Source organism: Rhodoferax sp. GW822-FHT02D07 (assembly GCF_058802405.1).
This window is the reverse complement of record NZ_JBXAOD010000001.1, coordinates 24,008-36,971: the sequence shown is the minus strand read 5'-3', so window position 1 is coordinate 36,971 and position 12,964 is coordinate 24,008. Positions and strand designations below refer to the sequence as shown.

The 12,964-nt window shown below is 63.5% G+C and carries 18 protein-coding genes; 3 read left to right on the top strand and 15 right to left on the bottom strand.

The features are described from left to right. Nucleotides 1-45: 45 nt before the first annotated feature. The 5 genes from hisH to AC1RNN_RS00175 form a co-directional block, all read right to left on the bottom strand. The gene (hisH, locus tag AC1RNN_RS00195) at nucleotides 46-705 is read right to left on the bottom strand and encodes an imidazole glycerol phosphate synthase subunit HisH (protein ID WP_493086995.1); all 660 of its coding nucleotides are present in this window, start codon (nucleotides 703-705) and stop codon (nucleotides 46-48) included. 78 nt (nucleotides 706-783) lie between these two features. Beyond that, the gene (gene hisB / locus AC1RNN_RS00190; RefSeq protein ID WP_493086996.1) at nucleotides 784-1,419 is read right to left on the bottom strand and encodes an imidazoleglycerol-phosphate dehydratase HisB; all 636 of its coding nucleotides are present in this window, start codon (nucleotides 1,417-1,419) and stop codon (nucleotides 784-786) included. Continuing rightward, complete coding sequence (gene hisC, locus AC1RNN_RS00185) at nucleotides 1,416-2,558, bottom strand: histidinol-phosphate transaminase (protein WP_493086997.1); 1,143 nt, start codon at nucleotides 2,556-2,558, stop codon at nucleotides 1,416-1,418. Before hisC ends, hisB begins: the two co-directional genes overlap by 4 nt. 18 nt (nucleotides 2,559-2,576) lie before the next feature. Continuing rightward, complete coding sequence (locus AC1RNN_RS00180) at nucleotides 2,577-3,041, bottom strand: PIN domain-containing protein (protein WP_493086999.1); 465 nt, start codon at nucleotides 3,039-3,041, stop codon at nucleotides 2,577-2,579. After that, nucleotides 3,034-3,258: a CopG family transcriptional regulator gene (locus AC1RNN_RS00175; protein WP_493087001.1), complete on the bottom strand. Its 225-nt coding sequence runs from the start codon at nucleotides 3,256-3,258 to the stop codon at nucleotides 3,034-3,036. Before AC1RNN_RS00175 ends, AC1RNN_RS00180 begins: the two co-directional genes overlap by 8 nt. Before the next feature lie 569 nt (nucleotides 3,259-3,827). On the opposite strand from AC1RNN_RS00175, the gene AC1RNN_RS00170 reads away from it, so the two are divergent. The 3 genes from AC1RNN_RS00170 (at nucleotide 3,828) to AC1RNN_RS00160 (ending at nucleotide 5,609) form a co-directional block, all read left to right on the top strand. Further along, on the top strand, nucleotides 3,828-4,349 hold the full coding sequence (locus tag AC1RNN_RS00170; protein WP_493087003.1) for a GNAT family N-acetyltransferase: 522 nt from the start codon (nucleotides 3,828-3,830) through the stop codon (nucleotides 4,347-4,349). Between the two features lie 130 nt (nucleotides 4,350-4,479). Continuing rightward, nucleotides 4,480-4,737 carry a DUF1294 domain-containing protein gene (locus AC1RNN_RS00165; protein WP_493087004.1) on the top strand — a complete coding sequence of 86 codons (258 nt, stop codon included), beginning with the start codon at nucleotides 4,480-4,482 and terminating at the stop codon, nucleotides 4,735-4,737. 206 nt (nucleotides 4,738-4,943) lie between these two features. Continuing rightward, complete coding sequence (locus tag AC1RNN_RS00160) at nucleotides 4,944-5,609, top strand: outer membrane beta-barrel protein (RefSeq protein WP_493087005.1); 666 nt, start codon at nucleotides 4,944-4,946, stop codon at nucleotides 5,607-5,609. Between the two features lie 14 nt (nucleotides 5,610-5,623). On the opposite strand, the gene AC1RNN_RS00155 is transcribed toward AC1RNN_RS00160, so the two are convergent. The 10 genes from AC1RNN_RS00155 to AC1RNN_RS00110 form a co-directional block, all read right to left on the bottom strand. Then, on the bottom strand, nucleotides 5,624-5,995 hold the full coding sequence (locus AC1RNN_RS00155) for a Rap1a/Tai family immunity protein (RefSeq protein ID WP_493087006.1): 372 nt from the start codon (nucleotides 5,993-5,995) through the stop codon (nucleotides 5,624-5,626). A 37-nt stretch (nucleotides 5,996-6,032) separates the two neighbouring features. Continuing rightward, the gene (gene hisD, locus AC1RNN_RS00150; protein ID WP_493087008.1) at nucleotides 6,033-7,349 is read right to left on the bottom strand and encodes a histidinol dehydrogenase; all 1,317 of its coding nucleotides are present in this window, start codon (nucleotides 7,347-7,349) and stop codon (nucleotides 6,033-6,035) included. Nucleotides 7,350-7,367: 18 nt separating this feature from the next. Next, a complete protein-coding gene (hisG, locus tag AC1RNN_RS00145; RefSeq protein ID WP_493087097.1) occupies nucleotides 7,368-8,006 on the bottom strand; it encodes an ATP phosphoribosyltransferase in 639 nt (212 codons plus the stop codon). An 8-nt stretch (nucleotides 8,007-8,014) separates the two neighbouring features. After that, entirely contained in the window at nucleotides 8,015-9,280 is a 1,266-nt protein-coding gene (gene murA / locus AC1RNN_RS00140; RefSeq protein ID WP_493087009.1) for a UDP-N-acetylglucosamine 1-carboxyvinyltransferase, read from the bottom strand. Nucleotides 9,281-9,287: 7 nt separating this feature from the next. Further along, nucleotides 9,288-9,530, bottom strand: a complete 243-nt coding sequence (locus AC1RNN_RS00135) for a BolA family protein (RefSeq protein ID WP_493087011.1) — start codon at nucleotides 9,528-9,530, stop codon at nucleotides 9,288-9,290. Between the two features lie 11 nt (nucleotides 9,531-9,541). Beyond that, on the bottom strand, nucleotides 9,542-10,297 hold the full coding sequence (locus tag AC1RNN_RS00130; protein WP_493087013.1) for an ABC transporter permease: 756 nt from the start codon (nucleotides 10,295-10,297) through the stop codon (nucleotides 9,542-9,544). Next, nucleotides 10,294-11,223, bottom strand: coding sequence for an ABC transporter ATP-binding protein (locus AC1RNN_RS00125; RefSeq protein WP_493087015.1), 930 nt, complete (start codon nucleotides 11,221-11,223; stop codon nucleotides 10,294-10,296). The genes AC1RNN_RS00130 and AC1RNN_RS00125 overlap by 4 nt, the downstream gene beginning before the upstream one ends. A gap of 28 nt (nucleotides 11,224-11,251) precedes the next feature. After that, nucleotides 11,252-11,518: an STAS domain-containing protein gene (locus tag AC1RNN_RS00120; protein ID WP_493087017.1), complete on the bottom strand. Its 267-nt coding sequence runs from the start codon at nucleotides 11,516-11,518 to the stop codon at nucleotides 11,252-11,254. Nucleotide 11,519: 1 nt separating this feature from the next. Next, on the bottom strand, nucleotides 11,520-12,140 hold the full coding sequence (locus tag AC1RNN_RS00115) for an MlaC/ttg2D family ABC transporter substrate-binding protein (RefSeq protein WP_493087099.1): 621 nt from the start codon (nucleotides 12,138-12,140) through the stop codon (nucleotides 11,520-11,522). A 93-nt stretch (nucleotides 12,141-12,233) separates the two neighbouring features. After that, nucleotides 12,234-12,962, bottom strand: a complete 729-nt coding sequence (locus AC1RNN_RS00110; protein WP_493087019.1) for an MlaA family lipoprotein — start codon at nucleotides 12,960-12,962, stop codon at nucleotides 12,234-12,236. Nucleotides 12,963-12,964 lie beyond the last annotated feature (2 nt).

The window sequence follows — 12,964 nt, the reverse complement described above, 5'->3', positions numbered from 1 at the left end:
CGGAACGCGTTGCCAGGTGCAGAAATGCGGCAAGGGTTGAGTGAATCAGGGGTTCCAGTGAAGGAAGTTGCGGTACAGGGCCAAGCCGTGTTCTGCGCTCTTTTCGGGGTGGAATTGGGTTGCAAAAATATTATCGCGTGCAATCGCCGCCGAGAAGCGCTGGCCGTAGTCCGTCTCACCTACGCTGTGGCGTGCATCTGACGGTCGGGCGTAGTAACTGTGTACAAAGTAGAAGTAGCTGCCATCGGGCACCTCGCCCCACACGGGGTGGCGAGGCACGCCGCCGTTGTTGGTTTGCCAGACCTGGTTCCAGCCCATCTGGGGCACCTTGTAGCGGCTGCCGTCGGGCTGCGTCTGCCCCGCCAGCTCGAACTTGACCACCTTGCCGGGGATCAGGCCCAGGCTGGCGGTGTCCTGTTCATCGCTGCGGTCCAGCAGCATCTGCATGCCCACACACACGCCCATGAGCGGCTTGTTGGCAGCGGCGTGCATGACAGCGTCAAACATGCCGGAGTCGTGCAGCTCGCGCATGCAGTCGCGCATGGCGCCCTGGCCGGGCAACACCACGCGCTCGGCGTCCATCACTTCCTGCGCCGTACGGGCCCAGACCACGTCCACGCCTGCATCGGCGGCCACGTGCATCACTGCCTGGGTGACCGAACGCAGATTGCCCATGCCGTAATCGACGACCGCGACCTTTTTCATGCTGCTTTCTCTATGCTACGTTTTTGGTAGCTGCTTGCGCATATTCCATGCGGGCTGGCAGCCAATTTCTCTTGAAAATCAGAGCGAACCCTTGGTGGACGGGATGACGCCCAGCGCACGTGGATCAAACTCGATGGCCGAACGCAGCGCACGCGCAAAGGCCTTGAACACGGTCTCGGCCTGGTGGTGGGCGTTCTCACCCTTCAGGTTGTCGATGTGCAGGGTCACAAAGGCGTGGTTCACAAAGCCCTGGAAGAACTCGTGCGTCAGCTGCGTGTCGAACGCGCCGATCATGCCGCTCTTGAAAGGCACATTCAGCTCCAGCCCGGGGCGGCCCGAGAAGTCGATCACCACTCGGGAGAGGGCCTCGTCCAGCGGCACATAGGCGTGGCCGTAGCGGCGGATACCCTTCTTGTCGCCAATGGCCTTGTGGAAGGCCTGGCCCAGGGTGATGCCCACGTCTTCCACCGTGTGGTGGCCGTCGATGTGCAGGTCACCGTCGGCCTCGATTTCCAGATCGATGAGTCCGTGGCGGGCGATCTGGTCGAGCATGTGGTCGAAGAAGCCGATACCCGTAGCCAGGCGGGCCTGGCCGGTGCCGTCCAGATTCACGCGCACGCGGATCTTGGTTTCGGCGGTATTGCGCGTCACTTCCGCAATGCGGGGGGCCGCAGCAGCGGTCACTTCTGTGAGAGGGTAGTTCGGGGTGCTCATAGGATTTCCTGCAGGGCCTTCAGCAAACGGGTATTTTCGTCGGCGGTGCCAACGGTGAAACGCAAACATTGGGCCAGCAATGGGTGCATTTTAGAAACGTTCTTGACCAGAACGCCGCGCGCCTTCAGGCCGTCGAACACTTTTTGTGCAGGCTCGCCCTCACCGGCGAAGCGCACCAGCACCATATTGGCATCGCTGTCCCAGGCTTTCACACCCGGCAACTTGCGCAATGCTTCCAAAAGGATAGCGCGTTGCGCACAGATTTCGCGGGCTTGGGCCGCAAAAGCATCCTGGTGTTCCAGCGCAAACAGCGCGCACTCGTAGTTCAGCACGCTCACGTTATAGGGCGGGCGCACCTTGTCCACCTGCGCCACCAGCGCGGCAGGACCGACCATGTAGCCTAGGCGCACGCCGGCCAGGCCGAATTTGGAGAGGGTGCGCATCAGCAGCACGTGGGCGTTATCCAACGGCTGGGCGTGCATTTCGTCCAGCCAGCTGCGGCTGGAGAAGGGCTGGTAGGCCTCGTCCACCGCCACGATGCTGCCGGCCGCGCGGGCAGCGGCCACGACGGCGCGCATGTCGGCCACATCCCACAGATTGGCCGTGGGGTTGTTGGGGTAGGCGAGGTAAACGATGGCGGGCTGCGTGCGGGCGATGGCGTCCACCATGGCGGGTACATCCAGGGCAAAGTCGGCAGTCAGCGGCACGCCACAGAAGTCTAGCCCCTGCAGGGCCGCGCTCATGGCGTACATCACAAAACCGGGCACCGGCGCCAGGATCACTGGTTTGGCGGCGCCGGGCGCGGGCGGCACATCGCAAGCCATGGCCAGCAGGCTGATGAGTTCGTCCGAACCGTTGCCCAGCATGATCTCGCAGCCGGCAGGCATGTCGGCGTAGGCGGCCAGCGCGGTGCGCAGGTCGTTGACGCGGCCATCGGGGTAGCGATTCAGCGCCAGGGCGCCCAGGCGCTGGCCCAGCGCGGCCTGCAACTCGGGCGGCAGGGAGAAGGGGTTCTCCATCGCGTCGAGCTTGACCATGCCCTTGGACTCCTGCACCGCATAGGCGTGCATGCCCTGCACGTCCTGGCGGATGCGGCGCGCAATCAGCGCGTTCACGGCGGTGTCGATGGCAGTGGTCATGCGAGGGCTTTCTAAAAGTTAATCGGTCAGCGCCAGATCGGCGGGCGCGGCCTGCAGGGGGCTGAGGATGGTCACGCCATCGATCTGCTGGCCATGCTGCAGGTCCAGGGAGAGCACGTGGCTGGCGCCGCTTTGCGCCGCGGCGGCCACGATGAGCGCGTCCCAGTACGGCAGGCCAAAGCGCGCCTCCACGCCCCAGGCGGTTTCCACCGTCTGGTGGTCGATCTGCCAGGGCTGCCAGAGCTGGTAGCGGCGCAGCTTGGCCCGCGCGTCGCCCTGCGGCATGGCGAAATGCTGGGTGGCACCCACGTAATAGGCGTTGAGCACCTGCGTGCTGATGCGCCCAGCCCGGCGCGCCCACAGCGCCTGCAACCAGTCGCGCACGCGGGCTTGCTTTTGCGCGTCGAAGGCATCGTCCGCCGCCAACAGCACATTGGTGTCCACAAAGACGACCGCACCGCGGTCCGGCAAAGCGCTAGCCATTCAACGGCTCCCGCACGGGGTAGGCCCGGCCGCCCGAACTGAACGAGGAGGTATCCGCCACCCAATCCCGCTGCGCGCGGGCGTAGGCATCGTCATGCTGCATCTTGTCCGTCAGCATCTCCCCCACCAGCCGCGACACGCTGGTATTGCGCCTGGCAGCCTCGATGCGCACCCACTCCAGGGTGGCGTCTTCGACGGTGATGGTGACGTTTTTCATCTTGGATGCAGTTTACACGAAATTCGTGTTACACGAAATTCGTGTATTTTTGACATCTTCGACAGCAAAGGGGGCTGCGACGTATCCAGACCTCGCTATAGTCCGGCCAAACAATCGAGAGAGGAAAAAGTGAATCAGCCCAATAGCAGGCCTCGAATCAACAGCGCAAGCGGACTCGCATTGGCAGGTCTCTCAGGTGGGCCACTAGCCATCCTCCTGCTAACCTATCGCGACTTGCAGGTGATCGGTCACCCCCAAAAATTCCGACGCGTGTTGATTTGGTTCACACCACTGGTCGCACTCTGGATCTGCATGATTCTGGTCGTACCGCCCGACTTTATCTCCCAACTCATCCCATACATCCCACAAGTTTTCCTATGGTGGATCGTTGTGCGACACCTGTTATCCGACACTCACAACCAGTTCCACCATGAAAACGGGCTATTCCGATCCAAATGGAGATCCATCTGGTTTGGATTTCTGGTGTTTGCAGCAATACGGCTCACCGTCTTTGCATTGAGATGGTTTCTAGACATAGCACTCCATTGACCAGCACAGAACTTGGCCCCATGCACATCGCCCCACTCACCGCCGCCGACGCCCCCACCTACCGCACCCTCATGCTGCACGCCTACGCAGCCGAGCCGGATGCGTTCACCTCCACGCCCGAAGAGCGCGCCGCGCTGCCAGACGCCTGGTGGGTGCAGCGGCTGGCCGACCCCAAGGGGCTGAGTGTGGGACTGGGGGCGTTTCACGACGGTCGCCTGGTCGGCACCGCCACCATGGAGTTCTCGGAGCGCAGCAAAACGCGCCACAAGGCGCATCTAATCGGCATGTTTGTGGACGCCTCGTGCCGCGGGCTGGGCGCAGGCCACCAGTTGGTGCAAGCCGCGTTGGCAGCAGCCCGCGCGCGTGCCGGAGTCAACCTTGTCACGCTCACGGTGACCGAAGGCAATGCGGCCGCCATCGCCCTGTACACCCGCTGCGGCTTCCACGCCTTCGGCACCGAGCCCATGGCGATTGCCACGCCCACAGGCTACAAGGCCAAGGTGCATATGTACCTGCGGTTGGATGAAGCTCCGGCAATCTGACATGGGTGCCAGCCGATCTGGTTCGCGCGGTAACGCTGCGCTGTGGCCCCTCCCCGCCTTCGCCTGCTTGTACCTGGCCGTGACGCTGGCGTGGGGAGTTCCGCGGTGGGTCGCAGCTTTCTACGCCAGCATGAGTCTGCTCACCTTCACGGTCTACGCCTGGGACAAGGCGGCGGCGCGGGCCGGGCGGTGGCGGACGGCGGAATCCACGCTGCACCTGCTGGCGCTGGCAGGCGGCTGGCCGGGGGCGCTGCTGGCACAGCAGTGGCTGCGGCACAAGTCGGTCAAGCCGGCGTTTCGCGCCGTGTTCTGGGCGACGGTGCTGCTCAACGTAGCGCTCTGGCTTTGGCTCTCATCGCTCTGGGGACGGGCGGCGCTGACGATTTGAATAAAAGAGGTCCTTAGCCCGCGTGGAATATGCGCAAGCAGCTACCAAATCAATAGCAAATTAGCAGAGAAGAGGTTAGCCACCCGCATCGCGTGTTGCAACTGCTTACCTTCCATGTTCTGTTGTGCACGGTATCGCACAGAGCGTGAACGGCGAAAAATCCACAGTGGACGGGTGTTTCACCCTTCTACGAGGAATCCGTCATCATGCACACACTCCACACTCCCTCGGGCCGACTCCGGTCGGCAAGCCTGTTGCTGGGTATGAGCGCCCTGCTCACAGGCGGCCTGGCCTTGGCACAAAACACCACGACCACCAGCGACGGCAGCACCGCCAACACCAGTTCGGGTTCAGGTCTGAGCTTGAACAATGCGCGCACCCCAGGGTCCAGCTACTTCGGCCTCAACGGTGGCTCGGCCGATTTGTCGCGCCCCATCACGGGCTTTGGCAACTGGGGCGGCAGCAACCAGTCCGGCGCCTACGGCCTGTACCTGGGCAACTATTTCAACAACAGCAACTACGGCGTGGAGATCGGTTACACCGACTTCGGGTCGGTGAACCGGTCAGGCGGCACCACCAAAGTAGATGGCTTGAACCTGAGCCTGATTGGCCGCCTGCCGCTGAGCCCCAGCTTCAACCTGCTGGGCAAGGTCGGGACCACCTACGCCCGTACCGATGTGTCGGCCAGCCCCGCATCTGGCGTGACCACGGGCACGGAACGCGGTTTTGACTGGTCGTATGGACTGGGGGCGGAGTACCACCTCAGCACCAACTGGTCGGGCGTGCTGCAGTACGACGAGCACTATGTGAAGTACCCCGGCAAGAACGAGCGGGTGAGCGCCACCACGCTGGGTATGCGCTACAGCTACTAAGCCCAGCCCCCGCGCTAGCAGGGGTAGACCGTGCTGAGCGCGTTCACCAGCACCATCTGCACTGGCATGTCGGCCTCGTAGAGGTCGGCGTTGCGTTTGAGTTCGGTGGTGTAGAGGTTCTTGGCCATGCTGGGCTCCAGCCGCCGCCCGTTGAGGCAGATGGTGGGCTGAGCACCGGCGCGCGAGGCCTGGGTCTGCGCCTCGACGGCGCCTTCCATGACGCCGACCAGGTAGTAGTCGCTATAGGTGCTGCCTTGCTTCTCGGTCTTTTCCAGCGCGCGCATTTCGCGAATGGTCATGGCGCTGGCAGGTAAGGCAAGGGCTGCGCCCAGGCCGATGGCCAGCGCAGCGCGCAGGGCGGTGAAGAGTGTGTGTTGAAGGCGCATGGGGGTTGGTCGTCCGGTAGCGTCCATTCTTACGCGTTTATTTGAGGCGCATCTCGGCCGCGCGGGCATGGGCCTGCAGGCCTTCGCCATGCGCCAGCACGCTGGCAATCTGGCCCAGCCCCTGCGCGCCCTGCTCGCTCACCTCGATGAGGCTGCTGCGTTTCTGGAAGTCGTACACACCCAGCGGACTGCTGAAGCGTGCAGTGCCGCTGGTGGGCAGCACGTGGTTGGGGCCCGCGCAGTAGTCGCCCAGGCTCTCGGACGTGTAGGCGCCCAGGAAGATGGCGCCGGCGTGCTTGAGCAGCGGCTCCCACTTGTGCGGGTCGTTGCTGGACACTTCCAAATGCTCGGGCGCAATGCGGTTGCTGATCTCGCAGGCCTCTTCCATGCTGCGCGTGTGGATCAGCGCGCCACGGCCGGTGAGGCTCTTGGCGATGATCTCGGCGCGGGGCATTTCGTTGAGCAGGCGGTCGATGGACGCCTGCACCTGGGCAATGTAGGCCGCATCGGGGCACAGCAGAATGCTTTGTGCCAGCTCATCGTGCTCGGCCTGACTGAACAGGTCCATGGCCACCCAGTCGGGCGGCGTGGTGCCATCGGCCAGCACCAGGATTTCGCTGGGGCCGGCAATCATGTCGATGCCCACGGTGCCAAACACACGACGCTTGGCAGCGGCCACGTAGGCGTTGCCGGGGCCGGTGATCTTGTGCACGGCGGGAATACTCTCTGTGCCATAGGCCAACGCGGCCACGGCTTGCGCGCCACCGATGGTGAAGGCGCGGGTCACGCCGGCCACATAGGCAGCGGCCAGCACCAGGGCGTTTTTCTCGCCCTTGGGCGTGGGCACGACCATGATGATTTCGCCCACCCCGGCCACGTGGGCGGGAATGGCGTTCATCAACACGGAGGATGGATAGGCCGCCTTGCCGCCGGGCACATAGATCCCGACGCGGTCCAGCGGCGTGACCTTCTGGCCCAAGAGCGTGCCGTCTTCGTCGCGGTAGGTCCAGCTCTCGCCGGAGGCCTTCTTTTGCGCCTCGTGGTAACGGCGCACGCGGGCGGCAGCGGCCTGCAGTGCTTCGCGCTGCGCGGTGGGGATGCTGTCGAACGCGGCCTTCAGCTCGGTTTGCGTCAGCTCCAGCGCCTGCATGTTGGGTGCGCTCAGGCCGTCAAAACGGGCGGTGTACTCCAGCACGGCGGCGTCGCCTCGGGCCTGCACATCGGCCAGGATGTCGGCCACGCGCTGCTCGATGGCCGCATCGGTGTCGGCAGACCAGTGCAGCCGCGCCTTGAATTGGGCCTCAAACTGGGCATCAGCCGTCGTCAACAGTGCGGGAGCAGCTACAAAAGTCATAGCAAATTCAAAGAGTGTTTACTTGCCCACCGCGCCGGCAAAGGCTTCGATGATCTTGCGGATGGGTTCCTGCTTGAGCTTGAGCGCAGCCTGGTTCACGACGAGGCGCGAGCTGATGTCCATGATGCGCTCTACCTCGACCAGGTGGTTGGCCTTCAGCGTGTTGCCGGTGGACACCAGATCGACGATGGCATCAGCCAGGCCCACCAGGGGCGCCAGCTCCATGCTGCCGTAGAGCTTGATCAGGTCTACGTGCACGCCCTTGCTGGCAAAGAAGTCGCGCGCAATGGCCACGTACTTGGTGGCGACCTTGAGGCGCGAGCCCTGCTTAACGGCGGAGGCGTAGTCAAAGTCGGCACGCACGGCCACGCTGATGCGGCACTTGGCGATCTGCAGGTCCAGCGGCTGGTACAGGCCCTGGCTGCCGTGCTCCAGCAAGGTGTCCTTGCCGGTAATGCCGAGGTCGGCCCCGCCGTACTGCACATAGGTGGGCACGTCGGTGGCGCGCACCACCAGCAGGCGCACATGCGGCTGGTTGGTGGCCAGAATCAGTTTGCGCGATTTCTCGGGGTCGTCCAGCACCTCGATGCCGGCTGCCTTGAGCAGGGGCACGGTTTCTTCAAAGATGCGGCCTTTGGACAGGGCCAGGGTGATCATTTCTGTGCTCATTTGATTCGCTCAATGTCGGCGCCGATGCCACGCAGCTTGGCTTCCATCTGGTCGTAACCGCGATCCAGGTGATAGATGCGGTCCACCATGGTTTCACCCTCGGCCACCAAGCCGGCAATCACCAGACTGGCCGAGGCCCGCAGGTCGGTCGCCATCACGGTGGCCCCAGACAGCTTCTCCACGCCCTCGATCACTGCCACCTTGCCATCGGTCTGGATGTGTGCGCCCAGGCGCACCAGCTCGTTGACGTGCATGAAGCGGTTCTCAAAAATGGTCTCGGTGACCTTGCTGGCGCCCTGCGAGATGACGTTGAGCGCCATGAACTGGGCCTGCATGTCGGTGGGAAAGCCGGGGTACTCCGTCGTGCGGAAGCTCTGCGCCTTGAGGCGGCCTTCGGACTTGACGCGGATACCACCCTCCACGGCTTCCACCGTGGCGCCGGCATCGCGCAGCTTGTCGATGACGGCATCCAGATGGTCGGCACGGCCATGCTTGAGCACCACCTCACCACCAGTAGCCGCCACGGCGCAGAGGAAGGTGCCGGTTTCAATGCGGTCGGCCACCACCTGGTGGGTGCAGCCGTGCAGCTTTTCCACGCCTTCAATACGGATGCGGCTGGTGCCGTGGCCTTCGATCTTGGCGCCCATCTTGATGAGCATTTCAGCCAGATCAGGAATTTCAGGTTCCTGGGCAGCGTTTTCCAGAATCGTCTCGCCCTCGGCCAGCGCGGCGGCCATGAGGAAGTTCTCGGTCCCGGTCACGGTCACCATGTCGGTGGCAATACGCGCGCCCTTCAGGCGTGTCCAGCCCTTGGGCAGCTTGGCGATCATGTAGCCGTGTTCGACCACGATCTCGGCGCCCATGGCCTGCAGGCCCTTGATGTGCTGGTCCACGGGACGCGAGCCGATGGCGCAGCCACCGGGCAGGGACACCGTGGCCTCACCAAAGCGCGCCAGCAGTGGGCCCAGCGCGAGCACGGACGCGCGCATGGTCTTGACCAGCTCGTAGGGGGCTTCGGGCGAATTCAGCGGGCCGGCGTTGATATGCACGGCTCCGTCGGCGCCCTGCTCCACCTGCACACCCATATTGCGGATCAGCGTGAGCATGGTGGAAACATCCTGCAGGCGCGGCACATTCAGCAGCGTGACCGGATCGGCCGTCAGCAGCGTGGCGCACAGCTCGGGCAGGGCGGCGTTCTTGGCACCGGAAATCAGGACTTCACCGGAGAGCCGGTTGCCGCCACGAATCAGAAGTTTGTCCATGGCGGGCTCAGGCGGATTGCGCGGCCCATTCGGCCGGGGTGTAGGTCTTCATCGACAGGGCGTGCACCTCGTCGGTCTGCATGCGGCTGCCCAGCGTGGCATAGACCTGCTGGTGGCGCTGGATCAGGCGCTTGCCCTCAAAGGCGGGGGACACGATGGTGGCGTACCAATGACGGCCATCGCCTTCGAGCTGGCACAGCTCGCAGGACAGGCCGGCAGTGATCAGCGCTTGGAGTTGGTCTGCGGTCATGGAGAAAACAATCAGCTGCGGATCTTGTAGCCCGTACGCAGCAGGTGCACCGCCACGGCACTGGTCACTGCCAGTGCGACGCCGACGATGCCCAGGCTGAGCCAGGGGGACACATCGCTTTGGCCAAAGAAGCCAAAACGGAATCCGTCAATCATGTAGAAGAAGGGGTTGAGGTGGCTCACGCCCTGCCAGAAGGCGGGTAGCGAGTGAATGGAATAGAACACGCCGCTCAGAAACGTCATCGGCATGATGATGAAGTTCTGGAAGGCCGCGAGCTGGTCGAACTTCTCGGCCCACAGGCCGGCAATCAGTCCCAGTGTGCCCAACAGGGCGGCGCCCATGAAGGCGAAGGCCAGAATCCACAGTGGTGCGACAAAATGGATCGGTGTGAAAAACACCGTGACCAGCATGACGCCAGCACCCACTACCAAACCGCGCGCGATGCTGGAACCCACATAGGCAAAGAACCAGCTCCAGTGCGACAGCGGCGTAAGCAGCAGGAACACCAGGTTACCCATGATCTTGCTCTGGATCAGCGAGGACGAGCTGTTGGCAAAAGCGTTCTGCAGCACGCTCATCATCACCAGGCCAGGCACCAGAAAGGCGGTGTAGCTGATGGTCTCGTAAACCTTCACATGGTCGCCGAGCGCATGACCAAAAATCATCAGGTACAGCAGGGCCGTCAACACGGGGGCCGCGACTGTTTGAAAGCCGACCTTCCAGAAGCGCAGAGTCTCTTTATAGAGAAGTGTTTGCCAGCCGTTCATGCGCCGACCTCCTCGGTATTGCCCATGACATCGAGGAACACATCCTCCAGATCGGCCTTGCGGATTTCCACGTCTTCCACCGTCACGCCGGCCTGGCGCACGGCGGCCAGGTACTGCTCAATCTCCAGCGCGTTGTGTGCCGGCAGTTGCACGATGCGCCCGGTGATGCGCGCACGCGCCGCCAACTCGATCGGCAAGGCATCGCCGGTCTTGAAACGCAGCACATTGCTGCTGGCCGCCTTGAGCAGGTCGCTGGTCTTGTCCAGCGCCACGATCTTGCCGGTCTTGAGCATGGCGATGCGCCCGCACAGGGCCTCGGCCTCTTCCAGATAGTGGGTGGTCAGCAGTACGGTGCTGCCCTGCTTGTTGAGCGTGGCGACGAACTGCCACAGGGTCTGGCGCAGTTCCACGTCCACACCGGCCGTGGGTTCGTCCAGCACGATGACGGGCGGCTTGTGCACCAATGCCTGCGCCACCAGCACACGGCGCTTCATGCCACCCGAGAGCTGGCGCATGTTGGCGTTGGCCTTGTCGGTCAGGCCCAGGCCTTCGAGCAGTTCGTCCACCCAGGCGTCGTTGTTCTTGACGCCAAAGTAGCCGGACTGGATGCGCAGCATTTCGCGCACGTTGAAGAAGGGGTCAAACACCAGTTCCTGCGGCACCACGCCGAGCTTGCGGCGCGCATCGGCGTAGGCCGACTGCACATCGCTGCCCATGACGCTGACGCGCCCGCTGCTGGCGCGGGTGAGCCCGGCCAGGATGCTGATCATGGTGGTTTTGCCGGCGCCGTTGGGCCCCAGGAGGCCGAAGAACTCGCCCTCCTCAATGTCCAGGCTGACCTGGTCCAAGGCTTTAAAGGTGCTGCCCTTGGGGCCTTTGGGCGAGGCGTAGGCTTTGGAGACGGATTGGAAGGATATGGCTGGCATGGGAACCGGCCATTTTACGCGGGCTGACTCAGGCAGCGGTCAGCAGGCCTTCAATCCCGTACAGAGCGGCCAGGTCACGCAGGCGCGCGGGCAGGCCACGCACCGCAAACTGCTTGCCCACCCGGGCGCACTCGCGGCGCAACTCCAGCAACACGGCCAGAGCCGAGGAGTCAAAACGCTGCAGCGAGGCACCGTCCACCACAATGGTCTGCGGCTCGGCCGAGAGGCCAGAACGCAGGGTGTCCAGGCAGCTGTGGGCGACTTCCTGGGTCAGGGTGGCGGGCAAGTTCAGCACATCAGCCTTTCTTGGCGTTGGCCTTGTTCTGTTCAGCCAGGGCGTCAATCAGGCCGTCCAGGCCCTTGGCGTTGATTTGCTGGGCAAACTGGCTGCGGTAAGTTTCCACCAGCCACACGCCCAACACATTGAGGTTATAGATCTTCCAGCCCGCGCCCACACCGGGGGTTTTCTCCAGGCGGTAGTCGAGCTGGATGGGGTCACCCTTGCCCTTGATCTCGCTGCGCACCACCACTTCCTTGTCCTCAGGCGCGGCGCGTAGGGGTTTCATGGCGATGGTCTGGTCGGTGACCTGGGCCAGCGCACCCGCATAGGTACGCACCAGCAGGGTCTTGAACTCGTCCTGCAGGCGTTTTTGCTGCTCGGGTGTGGCCTGGCGCCAGCCCGGCCCCACAGCCGAAGCCGTCATACGCTGGAAATTGACGTTGGGCATGATGCGACTGTCAACCAGAGCCACAACCTTGCCCAGATCGCCGGACTTGATAGCCTTGTCCGCCTTGATCGCGTCCAGCACCTCGGTGGACAGGCGTTTGATCATGGCGTCGGGCGCCTCGTCTTCGGCGTACGCCGCCGGCACAAAGGCCATAGCGCCAGCCGCCACGGCAAAGGCCATGGCGCGCATCAGGTGTCGTTTGCTCAGAATCATGCAGGGTTCTCCAATGCAGCCCATTATCCACAGCCGCCCGGCCCCGCGCCACGGGGCCGGCATGTCCCCTCAAGGCTCGGTGTTTTCCTTGGAATCCGGGTTTTCCTCTTCGGGCGGGTTGCCGTCATAGTCGGCATTGCGCTGGCGCTGCAAATAGGCATCACGGATGAAAGAGTAGCGATCCAGCGCCGCGCCGTCCACCACATTGCCCGCACCCAGGAAATTCGCCCGGGTATCGACCACGTTGACGATGGTGAGGGCGTTGCGCGTAGCCTCGTCGGGCATCTGGGTCACCAGATTACCCTGCTGATCCACCGGCAAGGCCGCCACCTCGCGCAGCGTGGCCGGCCCCAGCAGAGGCAGCACCACGTAGGGGCCGGGACTCACGCCCCACCGGCCCAGCGTCAGGCCGAAGTTGGCGGGATGGCGATCGATACTTAGATCACTGGCGACGTCGATCAAGCCGCCCAAGCCTATGGTGCTGTTGACCATGACGCGTCCCACGTTATCACCAAATTCCTGGCCGCGTCCCTGCAGCCCGGTGTTGATGGCAGACCAGACATCGCTGAGGTTGCCAAAGAAGTTGGTCACGCCTTTGCGCATCCAGCTGGGCAGGGTGTCGCGGTACACCGTAGCCACAGGCTTGAGCACCACACGGTCCACGCCATCGTTGAAGCTGAACATGCCGCGGTTGAAAGACTCGATCGGGTCGCGCGGGTCCGGGTTGCTCACGGTGGCGCACCCCTGCAGCAGCAGGGCGCCCAGCAGCAACACCGACAAACAGACGCGGCGCAACATGC